The organism is Hyphomonas atlantica corrig. (assembly GCF_000682715.1).
GTDB classification, from domain to species: Bacteria; Pseudomonadota; Alphaproteobacteria; order Caulobacterales; family Hyphomonadaceae; genus Hyphomonas; species Hyphomonas atlantica.
On the sequence record NZ_AWFH01000009.1, the window covers coordinates 14,734 to 38,290 of the forward strand.

At 58.9% G+C, this 23,557-nt stretch carries 25 protein-coding genes and 1 riboswitch; of the genes, 9 read left to right on the forward strand and 16 right to left on the reverse strand.

Translation table 11 applies throughout. The features are described from left to right. Positions 1-49 precede the first annotated feature (49 nt). The 4 genes from HY36_RS06625 to HY36_RS06640 form a co-directional block, all read right to left on the reverse strand. Positions 50-442, reverse strand: coding sequence for a response regulator (locus HY36_RS06625; protein ID WP_051602576.1), 393 nt, complete (start codon positions 440-442; stop codon positions 50-52). Positions 443-516: 74 nt separating this feature from the next. Beyond that, complete coding sequence (locus HY36_RS06630) at positions 517-1,137, reverse strand: response regulator transcription factor (RefSeq protein ID WP_035550245.1); 621 nt, start codon at positions 1,135-1,137, stop codon at positions 517-519. Between the two features lie 7 nt (positions 1,138-1,144). Continuing rightward, on the reverse strand, positions 1,145-2,308 hold the full coding sequence (locus HY36_RS06635) for a PAS domain-containing sensor histidine kinase (protein ID WP_051602577.1): 1,164 nt from the start codon (positions 2,306-2,308) through the stop codon (positions 1,145-1,147). 30 nt (positions 2,309-2,338) lie between these two features. Continuing rightward, on the reverse strand, positions 2,339-2,605 hold the full coding sequence (locus HY36_RS06640) for a hypothetical protein (protein WP_035550248.1): 267 nt from the start codon (positions 2,603-2,605) through the stop codon (positions 2,339-2,341). Positions 2,606-2,754: 149 nt separating this feature from the next. Between HY36_RS06640 and ccoN the strand changes: the two genes are divergently transcribed. The 9 genes from ccoN to cobU are packed head-to-tail and all read left to right on the forward strand — an operon-like array spanning position 2,755 to position 11,223. After that, complete coding sequence (ccoN, locus tag HY36_RS06645) at positions 2,755-4,440, forward strand: cytochrome-c oxidase, cbb3-type subunit I (RefSeq protein ID WP_051602578.1); 1,686 nt, start codon at positions 2,755-2,757, stop codon at positions 4,438-4,440. Positions 4,441-4,450: 10 nt separating this feature from the next. Further along, positions 4,451-5,221 carry a cytochrome-c oxidase, cbb3-type subunit II gene (gene ccoO, locus HY36_RS06650; protein ID WP_035550250.1) on the forward strand — a complete coding sequence of 257 codons (771 nt, stop codon included), beginning with the start codon at positions 4,451-4,453 and terminating at the stop codon, positions 5,219-5,221. Between the two features lie 12 nt (positions 5,222-5,233). Beyond that, the gene (locus HY36_RS06655) at positions 5,234-5,395 is read left to right on the forward strand and encodes a cbb3-type cytochrome c oxidase subunit 3 (protein WP_035550252.1); all 162 of its coding nucleotides are present in this window, start codon (positions 5,234-5,236) and stop codon (positions 5,393-5,395) included. Beyond that, a complete protein-coding gene (gene ccoP, locus HY36_RS06660) occupies positions 5,388-6,272 on the forward strand; it encodes a cytochrome-c oxidase, cbb3-type subunit III (protein ID WP_035550255.1) in 885 nt (294 codons plus the stop codon). The genes HY36_RS06655 and ccoP overlap by 8 nt, the downstream gene beginning before the upstream one ends. 8 nt (positions 6,273-6,280) lie before the next feature. Next, entirely contained in the window at positions 6,281-7,753 is a 1,473-nt protein-coding gene (ccoG, locus tag HY36_RS06665) for a cytochrome c oxidase accessory protein CcoG (protein WP_081806070.1), read from the forward strand. After that, complete coding sequence (locus HY36_RS06670) at positions 7,750-8,262, forward strand: FixH family protein (protein WP_035550258.1); 513 nt, start codon at positions 7,750-7,752, stop codon at positions 8,260-8,262. Before ccoG ends, HY36_RS06670 begins: the two co-directional genes overlap by 4 nt. Continuing rightward, positions 8,259-10,502 carry a heavy metal translocating P-type ATPase gene (locus tag HY36_RS06675; RefSeq protein ID WP_035550261.1) on the forward strand — a complete coding sequence of 748 codons (2,244 nt, stop codon included), beginning with the start codon at positions 8,259-8,261 and terminating at the stop codon, positions 10,500-10,502. Before HY36_RS06670 ends, HY36_RS06675 begins: the two co-directional genes overlap by 4 nt. A 6-nt stretch (positions 10,503-10,508) precedes the next feature. Beyond that, on the forward strand, positions 10,509-10,661 hold the full coding sequence (ccoS, locus tag HY36_RS18100) for a cbb3-type cytochrome oxidase assembly protein CcoS (RefSeq protein ID WP_081806071.1): 153 nt from the start codon (positions 10,509-10,511) through the stop codon (positions 10,659-10,661). A 52-nt stretch (positions 10,662-10,713) separates the two neighbouring features. Beyond that, positions 10,714-11,223, forward strand: a complete 510-nt coding sequence (gene cobU, locus HY36_RS06680; RefSeq protein WP_035550264.1) for a bifunctional adenosylcobinamide kinase/adenosylcobinamide-phosphate guanylyltransferase — start codon at positions 10,714-10,716, stop codon at positions 11,221-11,223. Here cobU and cobD read toward each other — a convergent pair. The 12 genes from cobD to HY36_RS06740 all read right to left on the reverse strand — a co-directional run bounded on the left by cobD (position 11,207) and on the right by HY36_RS06740 (position 23,234). Further along, positions 11,207-12,205, reverse strand: coding sequence for a threonine-phosphate decarboxylase CobD (cobD, locus tag HY36_RS06685; RefSeq protein ID WP_035550267.1), 999 nt, complete (start codon positions 12,203-12,205; stop codon positions 11,207-11,209). The genes cobU and cobD overlap by 17 nt on opposite strands. Continuing rightward, positions 12,205-13,155 carry an adenosylcobinamide-phosphate synthase CbiB gene (gene cbiB, locus HY36_RS06690; RefSeq protein ID WP_338042484.1) on the reverse strand — a complete coding sequence of 317 codons (951 nt, stop codon included), beginning with the start codon at positions 13,153-13,155 and terminating at the stop codon, positions 12,205-12,207. The genes cobD and cbiB overlap by 1 nt, the downstream gene beginning before the upstream one ends. Further along, a complete protein-coding gene (locus tag HY36_RS06695; RefSeq protein ID WP_035550271.1) occupies positions 13,152-14,621 on the reverse strand; it encodes a cobyric acid synthase in 1,470 nt (489 codons plus the stop codon). Before HY36_RS06695 ends, cbiB begins: the two co-directional genes overlap by 4 nt. Before the next feature lie 14 nt (positions 14,622-14,635). Continuing rightward, positions 14,636-15,397: an ABC transporter ATP-binding protein gene (locus HY36_RS06700; RefSeq protein WP_035550274.1), complete on the reverse strand. Its 762-nt coding sequence runs from the start codon at positions 15,395-15,397 to the stop codon at positions 14,636-14,638. Beyond that, positions 15,390-16,379, reverse strand: a complete 990-nt coding sequence (locus HY36_RS06705; protein WP_081806075.1) for a FecCD family ABC transporter permease — start codon at positions 16,377-16,379, stop codon at positions 15,390-15,392. The genes HY36_RS06700 and HY36_RS06705 overlap by 8 nt, the downstream gene beginning before the upstream one ends. Beyond that, positions 16,379-17,206: an ABC transporter substrate-binding protein gene (locus HY36_RS06710; protein WP_035550280.1), complete on the reverse strand. Its 828-nt coding sequence runs from the start codon at positions 17,204-17,206 to the stop codon at positions 16,379-16,381. Before HY36_RS06710 ends, HY36_RS06705 begins: the two co-directional genes overlap by 1 nt. Before the next feature lie 7 nt (positions 17,207-17,213). After that, complete coding sequence (locus HY36_RS06715; protein ID WP_035550282.1) at positions 17,214-19,061, reverse strand: TonB-dependent receptor plug domain-containing protein; 1,848 nt, start codon at positions 19,059-19,061, stop codon at positions 17,214-17,216. A gap of 161 nt (positions 19,062-19,222) precedes the next feature. Then, a riboswitch (cobalamin riboswitch) is annotated at positions 19,223-19,413 on the reverse strand. Between the two features lie 56 nt (positions 19,414-19,469). Then, entirely contained in the window at positions 19,470-20,072 is a 603-nt protein-coding gene (gene cobO, locus HY36_RS06720) for a cob(I)yrinic acid a,c-diamide adenosyltransferase (protein ID WP_035550285.1), read from the reverse strand. Next, a complete protein-coding gene (gene cobC, locus HY36_RS06725; protein WP_051602579.1) occupies positions 20,069-20,611 on the reverse strand; it encodes an alpha-ribazole phosphatase family protein in 543 nt (180 codons plus the stop codon). The genes cobO and cobC overlap by 4 nt, the downstream gene beginning before the upstream one ends. Continuing rightward, on the reverse strand, positions 20,602-21,360 hold the full coding sequence (cobS, locus tag HY36_RS06730) for an adenosylcobinamide-GDP ribazoletransferase (protein WP_035550288.1): 759 nt from the start codon (positions 21,358-21,360) through the stop codon (positions 20,602-20,604). The genes cobC and cobS overlap by 10 nt, the downstream gene beginning before the upstream one ends. Beyond that, positions 21,357-22,394, reverse strand: a complete 1,038-nt coding sequence (gene cobT / locus HY36_RS06735) for a nicotinate-nucleotide--dimethylbenzimidazole phosphoribosyltransferase (RefSeq protein ID WP_035550290.1) — start codon at positions 22,392-22,394, stop codon at positions 21,357-21,359. The genes cobS and cobT overlap by 4 nt, the downstream gene beginning before the upstream one ends. Positions 22,395-22,544: 150 nt before the next feature. Beyond that, positions 22,545-23,234 carry a hypothetical protein gene (locus HY36_RS06740; protein WP_035550292.1) on the reverse strand — a complete coding sequence of 230 codons (690 nt, stop codon included), beginning with the start codon at positions 23,232-23,234 and terminating at the stop codon, positions 22,545-22,547. Between the last annotated feature and the right edge of the window lie 323 nt (positions 23,235-23,557).

Below are 23,557 nucleotides of genomic sequence, written 5' to 3' on the forward strand. Positions count from 1 at the left end.
CAGGACTGTAGACTGGTCCTGAACGGATCAATTCGCCTGCGGCAAAATGTTAGTGGATTTGCCCGGTCGCAGTCGCGAGGCAATTGAGTACGTCTTGCGGTTTTGAGGATTTCTCGACGACGTCTGTAAAGCCCGCTTTGAGCGCACGCGCTTTCAGGTGGGGAGAGTAATAGCCTGTGATAAGAACAGCGGGCGTTGTGGTGCCAGCCACGCGCATTTTTTCCAGCAAGTCAATTCCGTCAAATCGCGGCAGCTTATAGTCGATCAACAGGCAATCCACTTGCAGGCTCGGTTGGTTCATCAGGATCTCCATACCATTCCTGTAGGAGTCGACCGCGAAGCCACGTGACCTAAGCAGCATCATCAAGGAGTAGCGGACTTCCTCATCGTCTTCGACGAGAGCAATTCTGAGCAATTCGGGCTGGTGCGCGGATTGGTTCATGGATGGCTGATCTCAACGTTCATAGAATCCCATATCTACGAACGGAGAGATCGCGCGTCTCTAAGTACACCTACCTAACGAGGCAGCTCGCGACCGCGGTCTGCCGTGAAAGCTATGCGAAGCGCAGCGGACAGGCTGTCGGCTTCCAGTTTCTCCATCAGATTGGCACGGTGGATCTCGACGGTGCGGGGAGAAATCGACAGGGTTTCCGCTATGGCCTTGTTGGTCATTCCGTCCACCAGGCAATCAAGCACTTCAGATTCCCGTCCAGTCAACCGGGTGAGCTTCGCGACGGCTTCGCTGCGTTGGTCTGCTTCGGCAGCATGGTCGGCAATACGATTGAAGCCATTTTCGATGGCTTCCAGCAATGCCTTCTTTTCGTACGGTTTTTCGAGGAATTCGATCGCGCCATTCTTCATTGCCTGCACCGCGACGGACACGTCTCCATGTCCTGTGAGCACGATGATCGGCATCTTGTTCCCACGTTCTGACAGAGCCTGCTGCACTGCCAGGCCATCCATTCCAGGCATCCGAACGTCCAGAAGGATGCAAGCCGAATCGTTTGGGGCGTATGCGTCGAGGAAGGTCATTCCATCCGGGAACGTCTTCACCGTGTAGCCGGCGTGGCGCAGCATGAAGCTTGCCGAGTGCCGAATGGCTTCGTCGTCATCCACGAGGAAAATGGTTTTGGTCATTTCGAGCTCACATTGCCACGTCCGAGGCGATTCTTAGCGTAAAGGTGAAGCAGGCTCCAGTACCCGGTTCTGATGCAACTTGAATGCTGCTGCCATGTGCCTCGACTATGGTTTGGCAGATCGATAGTCCCAGTCCCATGCCTGTGGCTTTTGTGGTCTGGAACGCTTCGAAGGGCGAGTGGAGCAAGTCTTCGGAAAGGCCGGGCCCATTGTCGCGTACTTCCACGATAATCTCCTCGCCGGCCTGCCGTCCATGGATCCAGACTTGCGGGTTTTCCGTTTCGGCCAGCGCTTCGATTGCGTTGCGAACCAGATTCGCGAATACCTGACGCAATTGCAGTCGATCCGCCATCACCTTCACATCGGGATCGTCAAGTCGCAACACGACCCGGGCAAGGGGGCCGTCGATCCCCACTTTGGCGATTGTGACAGCGTCGTCGATAATTTCCTTGAGCGGGAAGGGGCGCAAGTCCAGTTCACCGCGAGAAACGTAATCCCTCAGGCGGCGTACAATCTGTCCGGCCCGGATGGATTGTTCGGCAGCGGCGGCCATCGCTTCCTGTACCATTGCAAGGTTATCGGGGCTTGGATCGTCCAGCATGTCGCGGGCGGCTTCCAGATAATTCGCCACGGCGGTCAGCGGCTGGTTCAGCTCATGCGCCATCGCGGACGCCATTGTGCCGACCGCACTCAACCGAGAAAAATTGCTTAGCTCCGCCTGCAACTCGCCAATACGGTGCACATTGGCCTGTTTCTCTGTGATGTCGCGGATGAAGCCGGTGAACAGTTTGCGCTCGCCAATGTTTGCCTCTCCGATCTTGAGTTCCACCGGGATAGAGTCGCCATTGGCAAGGCGCGCTTCCACGATACGGCCGATGCCGATGATCTGGCGCTCGCCGGTCGTCAGATAGTTGCGGATGTACTGGTCATGATGGGATTGATCGGTATCGGTCATGAGGCATTTGATGTTCTCGCCCACGACATCTTCGGATTTGTAACCGAACAGGGTTTCTGCCGCACGGCTGAACGCCATGATGATTCCGCGATCATCGATCACGATCATCGCGTCCGGTACAGACTGCAAAATCGACGACAGGATTGACTGAAGCGAACTCGAGTCCTGGAACTCGGAATTCTCAATACGCCAGAGGTCAGACAAGGGATCGGTCATATCCCGTCGACTGTAAGAGTAGTCGGTCAATTAGGAAAGCGCAGACACTCGGCGCTGGCGTGTTTGCTTCAGGCCATTGGCAGCCAGAACAGTCAGGCCAACTGCTCCGAGCGCCGCCGTATAGCATCCCCAGCAGTGAAGTAGCGGCGTTCCTGCGCTCGCGACAGGAAGGGCGACCGATTGGCCTAAGCAGGTTGGAATCAAAAGGGTGGATTGCGTCGAGGCCTGAACGGCCATCTTTACGAGGCCGACAGTCAGCAGCGCGGCTGAGGCGAGATAGGCGAATGTCGTTTTCACATCGAAGTCCCTTCAATTGATGCCGTTTCATAGAAAATGCGGACCAACTGTCCCATACGGGAAAGCCCCTATACGCGGGCCGAGGCGATCACCGTAATCAGGCGTCATACGAGTGAACCGCAACGCTCTGCGGAAGGGGCTTAGTTAGTATGATGACACCAAATTCCATTGCTTCAAACAGTAGCCGGGGCAGCATTGCGACTGTCTCGGTTGCCGTTGCGATATTCGGGGTGCTTTCCCTGATCATCGCAGGTCGCACGATTGATCACGCCATGAGCATTCAGGCGATGACATTCATCGCGCTTGTCACGGCATTTCTCGTCGGGACGGGGATGTGGGCTGGCAATCTGCTGGACCGCAATCCGTTTGATGAGACCAAATACGAAGACACGCTGGTCAAGTATGGCGTGTTTGCCTCCATGTTCTGGGGCATCGCGGGGCTTCTGGTCGGTGTGGTCATCGCATTGCAGCTGACCTTTCCGAACATCTTTTATTTTCCTGAATGGGGCTGGACGAACTTTGGTCGCTTGAGACCGCTGCACACAAGTGCAGTGATCTTTGCATTTGGCGGCAACGTGTTGCTGGCGACAAGCTTTTACGTGGTTCAGCGCACCTGCCGCACGCGGATTGCTGGCGGAATGTGGCCTTGGTTTGTTTTCTGGGGCTATCAGTTCTTCATCGTTCTGGCAGCAACGGGCTATCTGCTCGGCGTTACGCAGTCGAAAGAATACGCTGAGCCGGAATGGTATGTGGACCTCTGGCTGACGATTGTCTGGGTGGCCTACCTGCTCGTCTTCCTTGGCACACTGTGGAAGCGGAAAGAGCCGCACATCTATGTGGCAAACTGGTTCTACCTGTCCTTCATCGTGACCATCGCGATGCTGCACATCGTTAACAATCTGTCCGTGCCGGTCAGCTGGACGGGCACCAAGTCCGTTCAGGTTTTTGCCGGTGTGCAAGATGCGATGACGCAGTGGTGGTACGGCCACAACGCGGTTGGCTTCTTCCTGACGACCGGCTTCCTGGCGATCATGTACTACTTCATTCCGAAGCGGGTGAATCGGCCGGTTTATTCCTACCGCCTGTCGATCGTGCACTTCTGGAGCCTGATCTTCATCTACATCTGGGCGGGTCCGCACCATTTGCACTATACGGCTCTGCCGCAATGGGCGCAGACGCTTGGCATGACGTTCTCGATCATGCTCTGGATGCCTAGCTGGGGCGGTATGATCAATGGTGTCATGACGCTGTCAGGTGCTTGGGACAAGCTGCGCACGGATCCAGTTGTACGCATGATGGTGGTCTCGCTGGCCTTCTATGGCATGGCGACCTTTGAAGGACCATTGATGTCCGTTCGTGCGGTGAACTCGCTCAGCCACTATACGGAGTGGGGCATTGGCCACGTGCATTCAGGTGCGCTGGGCTGGGTCGGCTATATCAGCTTCGGCGCGCTCTATTGCCTTGTGCCCTGGCTTTACAAGAAGAAAGCTCTGTACTCGAAGTCTCTTGTTGAGTGGCACTTCTGGATCTCCACGATCGGCATCCTGTTCTACATGATTTCCATGTGGTTCGCCGGGATCATGGAAGGTCTGATGTGGCGCGCCTACAATGAATACGGCTTCCTCGAATACAGCTTCGTTGAAACCGTCGAGGCAAAGCATATCAGCTACATGATCCGTGCTTTGGGTGGTCTGCTGTACTTCAGCGGTGCCCTGATCATGGCCTACAACCTCGTGCGCTCCGCAATGGGCCACGGCGCTGCAGAGCCGATTGATGCCAAGCCTGACCCTTACGCAACCCCCGAGCCGCGCGCGACGCTGGTTCCTGCTGAATAGGAGCTTGTCCATGAGCATTATGAACAAACATGGATTGCTGGAGCGGCATTCGCTGCTCCTCACCATCGGCATCCTCGTCGTCGTATCCATCGGCGGCCTGATCCAGATGGCCCCTCTCGCCTATATGGACAACACGATCGAGAAGGTTGACGGGATGCGCCCCTATACACCCCTCGAACTGATGGGCCGGGACATCTACATCCGCGAAGGCTGCTATGTCTGCCACAGCCAGATGGTCCGTCCCCTGCGGGATGAGGTTGAGCGCTACGGGCACTACTCTCTCGCCGCGGAAAGCATGTACGACCACCCCTTCCAGTGGGGATCGAAGCGGACGGGGCCGGATCTCGCCCGAGTGGGTGGCAAGTATTCTGCTGAATGGCAGGTCGACCACCTGAAGGATCCGCGCGCTCTGGTGCCGGAGAGTGTCATGCCGCCTTATGCGTTCCTGGCCGATAAGAAGCTCAACTATGATCGGATCGAGGAGCGTTTGCGGACCGAGCGGATGCTTGGCGTACCCTACACGGATGAGATGATTGAGAACGCCGCGGGCCATATCTATGCTCAGGCCGATCCGGACGAGAAAGGCTACGACTATCTCGACAGCCTGATCGAAGAGTATGACGGCATCGCAGGTCGCGACGGCTCGGTTGAGTATCGCGATTATGATGGAGACCGCACGCGCGTCACCGAGATGGATGCCATCGTTGCCTACCTCCAGATGACCGGCACGCTGGTCGACTTCTCAACCTATGAGGCCAACGACCTCAGCAACCGTCGCTAGGAGGATCACGGAATGTATGAAGCACTTTCAAGTTTCGCTCAGACCGGCGGCCTGGTCTATTTCGTCCTGATGTTCCTGGCGGCTCTGGCCTACGCGCTTTGGCCCAACAATCAGGAAACTTTCGACCGCGCTGCAAATTCTCCGCTTGAAGACAAGGGGCCATCAAATGACTGATGAAACCAAAGACATTGATAAACACTCAGGTGTTGAGACGACCGGCCATTCCTGGGATGGTATCAAGGAACTGAACAATCCGTTGCCGCGCTGGTGGCTGTATGTCTGGTACATGACGATTGCCTGGGCCGTCGTTTACATGATCCTGATGCCTGCCATTCCGGCTCTGCCAGGTATGGGAACAAATACGAAAGGTGTCAGGGGTCATTCTGACCGTGTGGAAGTCGCCAAAGCCGTTGCGGACCTTCAGTCGGCTCGTGATGCGCAGTCGGTTGTGCTGCTGGATGCCAATCTGGAGACGATCGAGACAGACCGTACCTTGCAGCAATTCGCGCTCGCAATGGGGGAGAGTGCCTTCGGAGACAACTGCGCCACATGTCACGGTGCGGGTGGACGGGGTGCCATTGGCTATCCGGCTCTCGCAGATGATGTTTGGTTGTGGGATGGTTCTCTCGACGGCATTGAGTACACGATCCGCCACGGCATCCGTCACGATGCGGATGACGCAACACGCTTCTCTGCGATGCCGGCATTTGGTCGTGACGGTCTTCTGACAGGGTCTCAAGTTGATGATCTCGCGCAATATGTGCTCAGCCTGACAGACCGGAGCGATGATGCAGAAGCCGTCTCCCGTGCCGCGCCGATTTTCCAACAGCAATGTGCGACGTGTCATGGCGTGGACGGAACGGGTGATCGCGCCCAGGGGGCACCGAACCTCACCGACGCGGAATGGCTCTACGGCGGTCGTGAAGAGAACATCCGGGCGACGATTTACAATGCCCGTAATTCTCACATGCCTGCCTGGGATGACCGCCTCGACGACGCAACGATCAAGGCGATCGCTGTCTACGTTCACTCGCTCAGCGGAGGCGAATAGACCCCGACATGGCCAGTTCGACCCTCATCGATAAAACGGCCACGCTCCCCGCCCAGCAGGGTGGGGAGCCGCCGCGGCATGAAGACCTTTATGCCAAGCGCAAGCAGATCTATCCCAAACTTGCGCATGGCAAGTTCAGGATGGTCAAATGGCTCGTGATGGCGGCCACTCTGGGGGTCTATTATGGATTGCCGTGGGTTCGCTGGAATCGCGGTGAGGGTGTACCGGACCAAGCGGTGCTGGCGGATTTCGCCAGTGAGAAATTCTACTTCTTTTTCATTGAGCTCTGGCCGCAGGATATTCACTTCATGGCCGGCGGGCTCATCCTCGCTGCGCTGCTCTTGTTTCTGGTCACGTCTTTGTTGGGGCGGGTCTGGTGTGGATACACTTGTCCGCAAACGGTATGGACGGATCTTTACATCTGGGTCGAGCGCGCATTCGAAGGCGACCGCGCCGCGCGCATGCGTCTGGACAAGGCGCCCTGGTCCGTCAACAAGCTTTCAAGAAAGCTCGGCAAACATGCAGTCTGGCTGATCATAGCGTTCTGGACAGGCGGCGCGTTTATTCTCTACTGGCATGATGCGCCTACGGTTGCAGCAGGCTGGTTCAAGGGCGAAGCGCCGCTGACTGCGTATTGGTTCGCCGGCATTTTGACGCTTACGACCTACTTCCTGGCAGGGACCATGCGCGAGCAGGTGTGCACCTACATGTGCCCCTGGCCGCGCATTCAGGGGGCTCTGACCGACGAACAGGCTCTGAATGTCACCTATCGGTACGACCGAGGGGAACCGCGTGGGCCGAAGCGAAAGTCCGAAAGCTGGGATGAGCGTGGCGACTGCATTGACTGCGATCAATGCGTTCAGGTTTGCCCGATGGGGATCGACATTCGCGATGGGGAGCAGTTGGAGTGCATTCATTGCGCCTTGTGCATTGATGCATGCGACGAGATGATGGTGAAGATCGGTCGCCCCAAAGGTCTGATAGCTTACGACACACAGATTGCTGTCGCGGCGCGGAACGAGGGTTGCACACCGCCGAAACACAAGATCATTCGCGCGCGCACTCTGCTATACGCTGTTGTCATGTCTGTGATCGGAGTTTTGATGGTTTGGGGGCTTGCCACCAAATCGACTCTTGAGACCAATGTGCTGAAGGACCGCTCTCCGCCATATGTCATGCTGTCCGACGGGCGCATCCAGAATGGCTACACGTTAAAGCTCGTGAACAAGGCCAGCGAGCCGCGGACCATGTTGCTGGACATTGCAGGCCCGGGGGGCCTCTCCTTCAAGGTTATCGGCATGGATCATGAGGGCAGCGAAACGCTCGAACTCCCCGTCGAAGGCTTCGGTGTTGATCGCTATAGAATTCTTGTCGCTGCAGAGGCCGGCGCACCACGTCCGCAGATTACCTTCACCGTCACGGATGCGGAAACAGGTGAGGCTGATGTGAATATGTCGTCTTTCAGAGGAGCTGAACAATGACTGGACAGATCATGAGTGCTGAACAGGTGCCCTCAAAGGGAAAGCTGACGGGATGGCACGTTCTCCTCATCATGCTTGGTTTCTTCGGCGTGATGTTCGCTGTGAACGGCGTGTTCCTTTATCATGCCATCACCAGCTTTCCGGGCGAGGATGTGAAGAAGTCCTACCTGCAAGGGCTGGATTATAATCACACGCTGGAGGCGAAGGCCGCGCAGGATCAACTCGGATGGAGCGCCGCCGCCGGCATGGTGGGCAGTGATCTCGTGTTCGACCTGACCGACGCCGACGGAAATCCGTTGGAAGGGTATCAGGTGACGAGCGAGCTGCGCCGGGCGGCGAGCACGGCACATGACCAGATTGTGGAGATGGAGCCTCTCCAATCTGGAAGCTATGCGGTGAATTTGTCCGACTTGCCAGCAGGGCGCTGGGATGTTCAGTTTCAGGTCATTGATCCCGCCGGGGATGACATCCTGTTTCGCGCCGACAAGAGGATTGTCATCACACCATGACGTCATTGACGAGCACTGCGCCGGGCTGTCCGTCCGGTATGGCCCCCGCGGCAGAAAAGGCCACCAAGACGGGCTATGCGGGGTTCGTTCGACATGTCGGCGATGAGAATGCGCTCGATCTGGTCGTGCGCGGAGCGAAATGTGGTGGCTGTCTCAGCAAGATCGAAAAATCCGTGTCTGCCTTGCCGGGGGTCACGCAAGCTCGCCTGAATTTGTCCAATGGCCAGATGCGCGTTCGGTGGAAAGGTTCGCTGGCGGCTGACCGTATTGCGCAGACAGTCGCCGATCTTGGTTATGGCGTGGCGGCGCAGGCTGCTGACCAAGGGGCGGTCAACAAGGCCCGTGAAGAACGTTCGCTCCTGATCTCAATGGGTGTTGCCGGTTTCGCAGCGGCGAACATCATGCTGCTCTCGGTATCGGTCTGGGCTGGGCACGGAGAAATGGGCGAGGCGACGCGCCAGACCTTGCACGCGCTGTCGGGCGCAATCGCCCTGCCGGTGCTCCTGTTCTCTGGACGGCATTTCTTCCGCTCTGCCTGGGCCGCGCTCAGCAATGGGCACGCCAATATGGATGTGCCGATTTCTCTCGCGCTTAGTCTGGCGTTTGGCGTCAGCGTGTTCGAAACCTTCCGCGGCGGCGAGCACGCCTATTTCGACGCCGTTGTGATGCTCTGTTTCTTCTTGCTGATCGGACGCTTTCTGGATGCGCGTCTGCGCCGACAGGCACACGCCGCAGCGAATGCGCTTGCAGCCATGCAGACCAGCGCAGTTACGCGAGTGGCCGATAATGGAGAGGCAGTATCCGTTGCTGCAAGCGACGTTGCCGCGGGTGACCATATCCTGCTTGCGCCGGGTGAGCGCGCGATGGTCGATATGCGCATCCTCGCCGGAACAAGTGATGTCGACGAGTCCCTGGTTACCGGAGAGTCCATTCCCCGCACATTCTCGCCAGGGATGGTGCTGCACGCAGGTGCAATCAATGTTTCGGCGCAACTGCGCGGAGAAGCGCTGAAGGCGGTCGAGGACTCGCTGCTTTCCCAGATTGGAGAAATGCTGGAAGCAGGCGAGCAGCGCCGGTCTGCCTATCGCCGCATCGCGGATCGTGCGGTTTCTATCTATGTGCCGTTCGTTCACACGACGGCTGCGCTGGCCTGTGTTGGCTGGCTGCTGCTGGGGGCATCACTGCCGGACGCACTAATGATTGCGGCGGCGACATTGATCATCACGTGCCCCTGCGCGCTCGCACTGGCTGCGCCGGTGGCGCAAGTTGTTGCTGCGGGCCGCCTGTTCCGAAAGGGCGTCTATTTGCGTTCAGGCGATGCGTTTGAGCGTCTAGCCGAGATTGATCATATCGTTTTCGACAAGACGGGAACGCTCACTCTGGGTACACCCAAGCTGAACTCCATTTTGATCGGCGATCGTCAGCTCGAGGCACGTTCACAAGAGGCCAGTCGCCTGCTCTCTGACGCGGCCCGTCTGGCCAGAGCCAGCCACCATCCGCTCTCCCGCGCACTGGTGTCAGCCGCAGGCGTCGGGGCAGCAGCCGAAAACGTGAAAGAGATTGCCGGACACGGTCTTGAAGCTGAACTCGACGGAATGATCTGGCGCTTGGGCTCTGCCGCATGGGTCGGCGCGGAGGCCGATGGCGAAGCATCTGGACCGTCTCTCTGGTTCTCGCGAGGGGATGAGCCAGAAGTGAAATTCCAGTTCACAGACGACATTCAGCCCGGCGCGCGTGAAGCGCTCGATACGTTGCGTGACCAGTCCATCAGCCTTGAGATCGTGTCCGGTGACCAGAACGCTTCGGTATCCGCACTGGCCAATTCTCTGGGCATCAGTGACTGGACCGGCGAAGCCAAACCCAAGGACAAGGTCGCCGGGCTGGAGGCGCTGCGCACGCAGGATGCGCATGTGCTCATGGTTGGAGATGGGTTGAATGATGCTGGTGCGTTATCTCTGGCCCATGCCTCGCTCGCGCCCGGCGCGGCGATCGACATCAGCCAGTCTGCCAGCGACGCGGTCTATGGTGGCGGCATGCAGGCCATTCCGCTCATTCTCAAAGTTGCCAGAAAGACGCGCGCCATCATGCGCCAGAATTTCGCTCTCGCCGCAGCTTATAACGTCATCGCGGTTCCGATCGCGGTGACGGGGAACGTCACGCCGCTTGTGGCCGCCATAGCGATGTCGCTATCGTCGATTATCGTGACATTGAACGCCATGCGGCTCCAGATCGGGGAATAGGGCGATATGACCATCATCGTGTATCTGATACCCGTTGCCCTCGTGCTGGGCCTGCTCGGGCTCGGGGCGTTCATCTGGTCGATCCGGTCCGGCCAGTTCGATGACATGCAAGGCCCGGCCTACCGCATCCTGGACGATGATGACGATACCCCTGCCTGATGTGTTCCGGATTGCCTTTGCGCTTTGCGCGCTGTCCTGCCATTAGGTCTCGATGACCAAGTATTTGATCCTCGGCGGAGCGCGTTCCGGCAAGAGTTCCCGCGCGCAATCGCTTGCCGAAGCGGCATCTCCGCAGCGTGTCTTCATCGCGACGGCAGAGGCTCTGGACACGGAGATGGCAGACCGTATCGCACGCCATCAGGCGGATAGGGGGCAAGGCTGGCGAACGCTTGAAGTGCCGCTGGACCTCGTCAGCTCCATCAAGGCAAACGAAGGCTCGGATGAATTCCTCCTCATTGATTGCCTGACGCTCTGGTTATCAAACCTGTTCCATCATGAGCGCGATCTTGCAGCTGAAGCAGACGCCTTGTGCGAGGCACTGTCGCAATCAAATTGCAGCATTGCGCTCGTCTCAAATGAGATCGGTCTCGGGCTTGTCCCGGAGACAAGCCTTGGCCGTAAATTCCGGGATGCACAGGGACGTTTGAACCAGCGCGTCGCCAAAGTCTGCGATCAGGTCGAGTTCGTCGCGGCGGGGCTTCCACTCAAACTGAAAGGCTGAGTGCAGCGTTCAGTCTGGCTTCATCCGAGTCCGAGCCGGGCAGACCGATGCGCAGATGTCTGTTCGACCACGCAAAACGCCTGACATAGATGCCCTGCTGGGCGAGCCCCCGCCAGAGTGTGTGAGCGTCCTCGCAGGTGACATATCGAAAGAGGTCTGTACCCTGAACAGGGCCTAATCGGTGTGCGCTGAGTATCTCGTCCAGCCTGTTGCACCGCTTTGACAGACGCCGGCGCATGTCCGCTTGCCAGTCCATATCGGAGTACGCAACGGCACCAATCTCCAGCGCATTCCCCGAGACTGGCCACACACCGAGTAGCTGATCGAATGCGTCTAATATGTCCATCGGCGCCATGACCGCGCCGAGGCGGACACCGGCCAGACCGAAGAACTTTCCGAAAGAGCGCAGAATAATTAGTCCCGGCGCGCCTCCGCACGGCGCAAGACTGAAACCCGGGTTCAAATCTGCATAGGCTTCGTCGACAATCAGCCAGCCACCACGCCTCGCCAGTCTGGCGCGAGCCATTTCGAGTTCATCCAGAGAGAATACGCGCCCGTCAGGATTGTTCGGGTTGCACAACACAATCGCGTCTGCCGTATCCGCATGAGTGAGCGCATCAGCGCTTTCAATTACAATAGTTGACGACGCGTTCCAGACCTGCTGATGGTCTCCGTAGGAGGGAGACAGCACGACGGTCTTTTCAGGTGAGATGATTTTCGGCAGCAAGCGGATCAGTAGCTCGCTGCCCGGCGATAGGCGGATGGACTCGGCGGGTGCACCCAACGCTTTCGTCATCGCGGCGAGGCAACGGGTATAGGCCTCTCGCGTCGGCAGGTGATGCAGCGCATCCGCGCTCGCAGGCTCTACTGGATAGGGCCAGGGATTGATACCTGTGGACAGGTCCAGCCAGGGCTCTGACGCATCCGGGAAAGCGGCCCGCATTCGGTCAAGCGAACCGCCATGCAACAGATCATCTGACATCAGATCAGCTCCACACCAGCAATCAGCGCGACGAAAACCATGCCAAGCAGACACGCCTTGCGATAGATATTCAACCCCTTCGCCACATCTTCGGCAGTGGGGTCAGGTTGCCCCGGGTTAAGCCAGGCGTCGTCGCTGGTTTGGCCCTGATAACGCCGCGGCCCCGACAGGCGCACATCCAGAGCCCCGGCCATTGCGGCTTCAGGCCAGCCTGCATTTGGCGAGCGATGCTTGCGCGCATCCCGTATCATCACTTCGACCGAAGACGGGCGTCCGCTGGCCAGCGTGATCAACAATCCGGTAAGGCGCGCCGGTATCAAATTCGCGATATCGTCCAGCCTTGCTGCAAACCCTCCAAAGGCTTCGTGCTGTTCGCTGCGATGTCCGATCATGGAGTCGAGTGTATTGATAGCCTTGTAGGCCGCAATGCCCGGCAATCCAAACAGTACCCCCCAGAATACCGGTGCGATCACGCCATCGGACATGTTCTCTGAGAGGCTTTCGAGGGCGGCGCGCGAAATGCCCGCTTCGTCGAGCTGTTTGGGGTCACGCCCAACAATCATGGAAACTGCTTTGCGCGCGGCCTCCATGTTTCCGGATGCAAGGGGAATTGCCACAGCGGCCACGTGCGTGTGCAGGCTGCGGGACGCGACAAGTGAGGAGGCGATCAGGCATTCCACCAGCCATCCCCACCATGTATTGGGTAAGGTATCCGATACTGCCCACGCAAATGCCGCTGTGCCTAATATAAGCAGTGACGAGAATAATCCGCCTAATGCATATTTGATCCAGTGGGGCCATCGCGGCCGGTTTAGTTGTTTGTCCGCCGCAGAAATTATCCAGCCCAACCAGACGACAGGATGCCGGATAATACTGAACAATGGCTTGGGCCAGCCGAACAGCGCTTCGATCAACCACGCGCCCAGTAGGAGTGGCGCGTAAAGCATCATGTTTTGTCCCGGCGCCAGCCGACTGGCTCGGCGAGATTCAGCAGCGCTTCAACATCGACGCTTGCCTCGACGCCATCAGCCAAATCATCCAGGGCGCCGTCAACGGCCGCGTCATAGTCGAGCGTGGATCGTCCGGAGTGGCCAACATGCTCCAGCCAGTCCCGCCGGAATTCATTGTTTGCGAAAGCGCCGTGAAAATAGGTGCCCATGACCCGGCCATTCCCATTGCGTGCACCGTCTCTCTCACCTTCCAGCGTTGCAAAGGGACGGTCTGTATCGGGGCCATTCGTGCGACCAACATGAATGACGTAGCCGGATGTCGTTGACCCGATAAAGGTCTGCGCGTTCGAAACGGGGCGAACGTCCTTGTGGCGGGTCATTGTCGTTTCGACATCCAGCAGGCCGAGCCCCAGCGCTTCGCCGGGTTCACCATCCACGCCATGAGGGTCTGTGATGGATTGTCCAAGCATCTGGTAGCCACCGCAAATGCCCAGAACGCGACCACCCGCGCGAGCATGGGCCAGGATGTCGTGATCCCATCCCTGCGCGCGCATGAAGGCGAGTTCACCCAAAGTGGATTTGGTGCCAAACAGAATGACCACATCGGCGTCGCGCGGAATCGGCTGTCCGGGTCTGGTCCATTCAAACTCCACGCCGGGCTCAAGCTTTAGCGGGTCCGCATCATCGAAGTTTGCCATCCGGGAAAACATGGGGGCAGCAATCTTCAGCGTCTTGCCGGATTGGGTGGATGGCGTGCCCAACACCACAGCATCCTCGGCGGGCAGTTTTGCCGTAGCCGGTAGCCAGGGGATAACGCCCAGACTCGGCCATTTCGTGCGTCGCTCAATCTCCCTGACCCCATCTTCGAACAAGGACGGGTCTCCGCGAAATTTGTTGACCAGAAAGGCGCGGATCATGGCCGCGTCTTTCCTGTCGATTACTGTCCGAGTGCCAACAAGGCTGGCGATGACCCCGCCTTTTTCAATGTCACCAATCAGGCAGACCGGTACGCCGGCACGGCGCGCGAACCCCATATTGGCAATATCGCGCGCGCGCAGATTGGTTTCGGCTGGGCTGCCGGCGCCTTCGACGATGATCAGATCATGCTTTTCAGCGAGCCGGTCAAAGCTCTCCATGACTGCGCCCATCAATTGATCACGGCTTGCCATGTAATCTGCCGCCTCCATCGCGCGCAGGGCTTTGCCATGTACCACTAGCTGAGACGCGCGGTCGGTCTGGGGCTTCAGCAGGACAGGGTTCATGTCCGTGTGAAGTTCCAGCCCCGCGGCACGTGCTTGCAGAGCCTGAGCCCGGCCAATTTCTCCGCCGCCGGGACAGGCGGCTGCATTATTGGACATGTTCTGCGGTTTGAATGGGGCCACACTCAAGCCTTGCCGACGCGCAATACGGCAAAGCGCAGCCGTCAGCACGGATTTTCCGACGTCAGAGCCGGTGCCTTGCAACATCAAGGCTCGAGCGGTCACACAGCACCTTCGATGAAGATCTGGGTGCCCTCAATACGGGCGGTGACGCCATAAATGTCCTTGAGCCGATCAGGCGTAAGTGTGTCGGCTGGTGGTCCATCGGCGACGATCCTGCCATCCTTCATCCAGATCATTCGCGACGCATACCGGGCCGCAAGCTGAATATCGTGCAGTACGACAAGCGCGCCGCCGCCGTGGTCGACATAGGATTTGATCAGGTCGAGAATTCGGAATTGCTGGCGTGGGTCGAGCGCGGCAATCGGCTCGTCCGCGATCAGCAAGGGGGCTTCGGCGGCAAAGGCCCGGGCACAGTGTACGCGCGCCAGTTCGCCGCCTGACAGCGTGTTTGTCTTGCGCGTGGCGAGGTCTGAGAGCCCGCAGGCCTGAAGCGCGCGGTCAACTGCCTCGGCGTCCAGCCCTTTCAGGCGGCCAAGCGGCGCGCCATGACTGAACCGCCCGAGAGACACGACGTCTCGGACCGAATTGGGCCAAGCGAGCGGACGGGTCTGGGGCAGGTAGGCAATCTGACGGGCGCGTTCTGCTGGTGACAGCGTCGTTACATCGGCTCCCCCTAGCAGGCGTTGTCCCGCGCTGACATCCTGCAGCCCCATCGCGGCGCGAATGAGACTGGTCTTGCCTGCGCCGTTCGGACCGAGCAGCGCGACAAACTCCCCGCGTGCCAAAGCAAAGCTCGCATCATCGACCAGCATGGACTTATCCGCATGGACAGAGACGTTCTTTACGGTCAACTCAGTCATTTCCAGCCCGCCTTTGCATCGCGATCCAGACAAAGGCTGGTGCACCGATCAGGGCGGCGACGACGCCGAGCTTAAGCTCCGATGACGTGGGGATCAGGCGTACGAAAATATCTGCAACGACAAGGATAAGACCGGAAAGAAGCGCGGACGGGATCAATGAGCGCGCCGGATCGTGTCCCACGAATGGCCGGATGATGTGCGGCGCGACAATGCCGACAAATCCGATCGCGCCAGCCAGGGCGACTGCGCCGCCAGTTGCCAGACCCGCGCCCACAACGGTCGCGATGCGTTGCCGCCGAAGGTCAAGTCCGATGCCGCTTGCAGCCTCTTCGCCCAAAGTCAGAGCGGACAGGCCCCGCCGCGTTGCGAACAGGATCAGCCCGCCTGCAAGGATGAACGGCGCAGCCAGCCTGATCTCGTCAAAGCTGCGATTGGCGACTGAGCCAAGCATCCAGTTGATCATGTCGGAGAGGGAGAAAGGGTTCGGCGCCAGGTTCATCAACAAGCTCATCGCTGCTCCTGCAAAGCTGGACAGGCCGACTCCAATCAGGATGAGCGTCACCACTGATTGTGTTCTCAGGGCCGCAATTGTTATCACCGCAGTTGCCGTCAGTGCACCAATAATTGCCGCGATTGGCAGGGCCCAGGGCGTGATCGTCGCGATGCCGTAGTAGAGCGAGAACGTAGCCATCAGGGACGCCGACGCTGACACGCCCAGCACGCCGGGCTCGGCCAGAGGGTTTCTTAGCAATCCCTGCAGCGCTGCGCCGCTGATGCCGAGGGCGGCGCCCACAATATAGGCCGCGATCGCGCGGGGCAGGCGGATCTGCCACACGACCAACCGGTCTCCGGCGTTCGCGCCGCCGAACAGGGCTGACAGGAGGCGGTCTGCCGGGAGCGCTGTCGAGCCCAGGAAGCAGGCGGCGACGAGGGCGATGACACTCGCGATGATCAGCGCAGGCATGAGAAGGGAGTCACGCATCATCGCTCTGTCCCTTCCGCCATTGCTTCAACGGCATCCATCAGAAACCAGCCGCTGCAGGATGTCCATGCGCCTTCGAGAGAGACCACCTCGCTCTTGGTCAGCTGTGTCCGCGCAACGGGATGTTTCATGGGGCTCCACGCGTCGGGATGATTGGTTCTGGAGCCAAAGAATGCGGCCGCGACAAGATCTGGCTTTTCATAGGCGAGCCGTTCCAGCGGAATGGACCGCCAGCCAGGCTCGGTCTGCATGTTGGTCAGGCCAGCAGCTTCGATCATTTCATGGATCAGCGACCCCGGACCCGTCGTTACGCCGGCGGGGGTCATGTAGAGGGCGACTTGCCCATCCGTGCGCTGGCGGAGATCGGCCAGCCTTTGTTGCATCTGCGCATTTACGGCCGCACCCCGTTCGCTTTCGCCGAGTTCGTCCGCGATGCGTTGCGTGTTCGCCATGACGGACGGGATGTCAGGCGTCCAGCCAACATCCACCACTGGGACACCGGCCTTGCGGAAAAAGGCGGACGCGTTCGGCCCACCTCCATAGGTGCGCACCACGAGGTCTGGCTTCAGGATGAGAACGTCTTCGGCGGTGGGGCGGACGGTTGGCAAACCCTCCGCAGCGTCGCGCATATAGGAAAACTCCCGCGCCGCATCGGGCGAGAGCGCCAGAATGTGCTCCCGGTCGAGAAGTTTCAGGACGTACTGATCCGCGCAATAATCGAGACTGACCACCCGTACAGGGCGGTCGGGCCGCTCTGCCTCCGGTGCCAGGCCCTGTCCGCATGCGGACAGGAGCAGGGCGATCAGGGGGGCAATCAGTCTCGTCATTATGTGCCTAGAATCGCAGGCGGATGCCGAGGGAACCAGACGTTCCCGGCGTGCCGTAGCCTAGGATTTGCTGATAATCCTCATCAAAGAGGTTCTCGATCCGCCCGTAAAGCTCGACCTTTTCATTGATGTCGTAGCGTCCAGTCAGGTCGAGCCGTGTCCAGCTGTCCAGGTCGGTGCCGTTGGTGTTGGCTTCCTCGCCATTGTGGCGCACGATCACGGATCCGGCGAACGGGCCTTCAGGGTCGAGAGAGAGCGTCACATTGGCGGAATTTTCCGGCAGTCGTGAGAGCTCGTTGCCGTCACCGTCTTCGGCGTCGATATAGGTGTAGTTCGCAGAAACATTCAGCCATTCCGTGAGGCTGTAGGCGCCGACCAGTTCGATGCCCTGAGACTCAACAAATGCGATGTTGTCATAGCCAGCCGTGAAGGAAAAATCGATGAGATTGTCGGTTTCCTGGTCGAACACGGTCGCGCCCAGCATCAGGCGTTGATCCGCAGAGCGCCACTCAACACCGATGTCGAAGGCTTCGGACGTTTCCGGCTTGAGATTCGGGTTTGGAGCCGTCAGCCCGCAGAACGTGCAGATATAGGTCGACTGGAAAATGCTCGGTGCCTTGAACCCTTGCGCCCAGCTGGCGCGCACGATCAATTGGTCAGTGGCGTTCCATGCCGCAGCGGCACGTCCTGTTGTCTCGGAGCCGAAGCCATCATGGTCGTCGATGCGAACGCCGCCCGTCAGGGTCAGTGTTTCGACCGGCTTGTATTCGTAGAGTGCGAACAGGCTGTCGATAGCTGAGTCCTGATCGTTTGCTGATGTTTCTTCTCGCTCAGCACCAAAGGCCAGCTTGTTCGCATCATTGATGTTCAGTGTGCCCTGGTACCGGTAAAGGACGCGGTCGCCTTCGGTCAGGTAGCTCTGTGCACCGTTTGAGACATTCTCGCGTTCAATGTCGGAATAGCCGATCTGCACGAGATTATCGAGCAAGCCGTCAAACAGGGGAGCTTTCAGGGTGACATATCCCGTCAGCGTTTCGGAGTTCGAGACTTCGTCGCCATCGGCAACATTGCCCTGCGCACTGCCGGAATAGCTGTCATACTCGGACTCTGTGTCGCTCCATAGGATGCTGGTTTCGAGACGGACGCTGTTTGGCAGGTTCAGGCCGCCTTTGGCGGACACGGTCTGGGACTCATAGGCGTCATCTTCCGTGTTGCCATTGTCCTCATCCGCCTTGGAAATGCCATCCGTGGTCAGGCCCGTGGCCGCGATTCGGAAATCGCCGGTTTCACTGGCATTGCTGATGGCTGCGCCGCCGCGAAGCGTATTGAAAGAGCCGTACTCGCCGAATACGGATCCGGTGAGGCCTTCGCTTGGCTGCTTCGTGGTGATGGATACCACGCCGCCGATGGCATCGCTGCCCCATAGTGTCGATTGCGGGCCTTTCAGCACTTCGATGCGCTCAATATTGTCCGTGTCGAGATAGGCGAAATTGTATCCGCCACCGGTTCCGGTCGGGTCGTTTACCGGAACTCCGTCAATCAGGACAAGAGTCTGGTCACTGGAAGCGCCGCGAATGCGAACGCTGGCATTACCGCCAAAGGCGCCATTCTGATTGACGGTGACGCCCGGTGCGGTCGCCACTGCGTCCAGAGCGAAGTCAACGCCCAGCTCGTCGAGGTCTTCATTCGTGATGAGCGAGACGCTGGAGCCGATTTCCGTCAGCGTCTGGTCAAGGCGCGAGCCGTTGACTGTGATGGTGTCCAGCTTGGTTTCTTCTGCGGTGTCCGTCTGTGCGAGTGCAGATAATGACGCACCGAAAGCAACAGCTCCGAGGAGAGCGGTTTTGTAAAACATGTGTTTTCCTCGCATCCCAGCCGCCCGAATGGTGGATGCAGTTCATAACGACAATCTGGCCTCACCTTGTGATCGGTGCGGACGGCCAGGCCCAAGGTTCGGATGTCGTTACAAAGGAGAGGCACGCAGCCTTCCCGCCCGCTGAGAACTATTCCCGGCCTCCGGACGAACGACGCGATGGCAGGTCTCCTGGCTCACCGATCTGCGTTCCTGGCCGCCTTCCCAGAGCTGTTGCTCCAGTGGCTTTCGTGGCCATGAACTCCCGGTTCACAGTTGCGGGTACAGCGCCGAATTCTCATCGGCTTCCCTCTTAGCTTTCCTTGCAGAAAGCACCATCTGGCGCTCGTATTGTTGCAAGCCTGTCACGCTGTCAATACTGCACGCACGACAGGATGCGCGGCAAATTGGTCAGAAATCGACGCCGCGCTTGGCCTTCAGGCCCGCTTTGAAGGGGTGCTTGATTTCGACCATTTCGCTGACGAGGTCGGCATAGTCGCAAAGCGCCGGCTTGGCGTCGCGCCCTGTCAGGATCACGCTTGTCTGGCCGGACCTCGCCTTCAGCCCGTCCAGCACGGCATCAACCGTCAGATAGTCATAGCGCATCGCGATGTTGATCTCGTCGAGCACGACCAGATCATACTTGCCGCTTGCCATCATGTCTTTCGCGCGTGCAAAGGCGGCCTCCGCGGCGGCAATGTCCCGGGCCTTGTCCTGCGTGTCCCAGGTGAAGCCTTCGCCCATTGTGTGCCAGTCCAGTTGGTCTGGGAACTTGCTGAAAAATTGCCGTTCGCCGGTGATCCATTTTCCTTTGATAAATTGGACGACGCCAACTTTCTGGCCCCAACCAAGTGCGCGGGCGATCACGCCGAAGGCGGAGCTGGACTTCCCCTTGCCATTGCCTGTGTGGACCAGCACCAATCCGCGATCCGGCACGGATGCCGCGTCCGTTTTCTTGCGCTGTTCTTCCTGAAGCGCCTTCATCTTTTCGGTGTGGGATGTGTCGTCCGTCATGACGGGGCGCTCCTCGGTCTGTGCTCCAGCAGCGTGACATGCCCCCCATAGGACACTGTGCTGCGATAATGATGGTCTCCGCCCAGTGCGGCGAAAGCCGCCTTGATCACCCCGGCATGGGTCACGATGAGCGTGTGAGTATCCGGTGTGTTCAGGTCTGAAATTGCGGCGCGGGTGCGCGCGGTGAGTTCGGCAACGCTTTCGCCGCCATGCGGACGCGCGTCAAGCAAGTCATTGGCCCAGGCGTCAAGCTCGTGTCGGGGCAGGTCGCCCCAGGCCTGCATCTCCCATCGGCCGAAATCCATCTCGATCAATCGGTGGTCCCGGATGGGGGAAAGACCTGTCTGTTCTCCCACGAAGTCTGCCAGGCTGGCACAGCGCATTAGCGGGCTGGAGAAGATGCGGTCGATCCGTGGCAGAGAGACTACGACGCGCGCCGCTTCCTCGGCGAATGTGTCCACCACATCCAGGTCCGTCCGCCCATAGCAGATGCCCGGCGCGACATCTGGCGTCGTATGGCGCAGCAGCGTCAGAGCCATGCCAGCAGTCCCAGATAGATGCCGATCTCGCTCGCTTGTTGGACCGCGCCTAGCGTGTCGCCGGTATAGCCTCCGAGCTTTGGCTCAAAGAAGGCGCGCATGGCGACATGCATCAGACACATGGCGACAAAGGACGACACGACGGCGACAAATGGCAACACCAGGAGACATATGGCGACAGCCCCCGACAGGGTGAGACAGGTGACCACAAGCGTGACAGCTGAAATCCCTTTGGCCACGGGCTTTCCGGTGCCTTCGTCCCGGACATAGCGGCTTGTCGCAATCACCAGCACGGCAGAGCCCCGCGACAGGCAATGCGCCAAAGGAAGCGCTGTGCAAACCCAGACAGGCGGCAGGGCAAACAATGCGCCCGCCTTCAGCGCCAAGGCCATGAACAAGGCTGTGGCGCCATAGGTGCCCAATCGGCTGTCTTTCATGATCTCCAGCGCGCGTGCCTTGTTGAGCCCGCCACCAATGCCATCGAACGTGTCAGCCAGCCCGTCCTCATGGAACGCGCCGGTTAACAGCAGGCTGGTGCCCATCGCGATCAGGATTGCCATCAGATGTGGCAGGACAAGCGCGGCAAGCCAGTAGATGCCCGTGCACACCAATCCGATCAGAAGGCCTACAAGCGCAAAGTAGCGAGGCGCCTCGGCCATGCGTTCAGGCGTGAATAGCCGGTCGGTGCGAAGCGGCAAGCGCGTCAGGAATTGCGCCGCGAGCACAAACTTCGCAAACTCGCCAATCATGCTGGCCCGCTTACGCCTGCGCTTTCAAAGCTCGCCATGTCGCGCAGCATGTCTGCGGCGGCTCTCACGAGCGGGAAGGCGAGCAGCGCGCCAGTCCCTTCGCCCAGTCGCATATTGAGTTGAAGCAGGGGCCTCGCCTCCAACGCGTCCAGAATGCGGGCATGGCCGGCTTCGGCCGACTGGTGGGCGAACACCATGTTCGCGCGGCTCTCCGGGGCAATTCTGGAAGCTGCCAGTGCTGCTGCCGAGGCAATAAACCCGTCGACGATCACGATCTTTCCAGCCGCAGCTGCGCCAAGCATGGCGCCCGTCATCATCGCGATTTCAAAGCCGCCATATTCCTGGAGCGCTGCCTTGGCGTCCAACTGCGCATCAGTCCGGGTGGCTGCAATTTCCAGCAGGGCGGATTTGCGCTGAAGTCCGTCGTCATCAAGTCCTGTCCCGCGACCGGTGATTTCGGTGACCGGGAGACCCAGAACCTTCGCAGCCACAAGGCTGGCCGATGACGTGTTGCCGATACCCATCTCTCCAAAGCACGCCACTGCTTCGTTGCCATCATGGCCAAGGGCGGAGCCTGATGCGAGCGCCGAGCGAACCTGGTCCGGTGTCATGGCGGGACGTTCGATGGCGTTCGCTGTGCCGTTCCCGATGCGCTTCTGGAGCAATCGCTCGTCAATGATCGGGTCCCCACATACGCCGGCATCCACCACCTGAATTTCCGCGCCAACCGAGCGGGCAAACACATTTGCTGCGGCTCCTTCGGTCAGGAAGTTGAACACCATTTGGCGTGTCACCGCTTGGGGAAACGCCGATACGCCAGCCAGCGCCATTCCGTGATCCGCTGCAAAGATGGTCAGGCGACACGTATCGGCCTGCGGGGTGAGGGTCTGCTGGATATTCGCGATCTGGGCTGCGAGAGTCTCGATCTCTCCCAGTGCGCCGAGCGGCTTGGTCTTGTTGTCGATAGCAGACTGAATCTCGGACAGCGATAGGGCGCTTGAGCCGGTTTGGAGGTCTGTTTCGGAAGATCGCATTTCAATTGTTCCGCTCAGCTACGCTCTGGAAGAGCGGGTCTTATGCGGCCCAAGAGACAAATGTACAGGTGTTTCGTGCGCGCAACATTCTATGTTGCCATCGCTTTTTGGGTCGGAGGGAGCCACAAGGGGAGGCTCCCTCCAGAATTGCTAGAAAGGCTTCACTGCGCCGAAGAATGCAGTGGCAAGAATGCCAACCCAGTAGGTATAGGCCGTGCAGCGACCGATAAACATGGACCGTTGCAGCTTGCGTTCGACTTCGGCGTTCGGTCCCTTTTCAAGAATTGGGAACAATGCGCGCCATTCATGCATGATCAACCGCAGGATCACGCCGAGGATCAGCAGGCATCCATAGGTCAGCATCTTTGCCGAGTACCATTTCTGGCCGTCGCCTGCCTCGAATGGGCCATTGCCGAGAAGCGAGGAGATGGACAGGAACAACAGGGTCGGGATCAGCAGGTAACGCGTCCAGTCTTCAATGTTGGACAGGAACAGGCCGAGCTTGCTGCCACGATTGGCAAAGGCGCCCCACGTGATTGCCATCCAGACCACCCAGACGATCCACATTGCCACGAGCCATCCGCCGCCGAGAGGCTGAAGACCCCATAGGTAGCCCATGTGCAGGCCGAGTGGCAGCAAGGAGATAATGCCGGTCCTTGCCATGATGTCGATCCGGTATGCCGTTTCCATGTGGCGGGCACGTTCTTCGAACGACAGTGAAGTGTTCACCACCTTGTAGCTGGTCTGGAAGACGCCCCATTCACCACCCAGCCAGTAGACCATGGCGACGATGTGCAACCATCTCAGGATGGCGAGTTCATGTGTTACGAAAAAATCCATTGAGCCAAATTCCCTTCATGAGCCCTCAAAAGATATATCATTAAAGTTTTCGAGCTTGTCGATACACTTCTGTGGATTTTTTCGCGACAGAAGGTGTCGTCCGGTCGTGTTAACGGTGTGGAAGCAGCTGACCGCACAACAGAATTTGCGTGCTGAGGCGGTTTCGACCTTTGGAGTGTTGACCCGACAATTTCTGATAGGTGCTCTTGGACTCTCTGTCCGGAACGGATCCCAAGGTTCACGAGCAATATTTGGCATGCGCCTTGCGTTGATATCGCTACAGAACTCGGCCGTCAGAGCCGATGTCAGATATTGGGATTGCG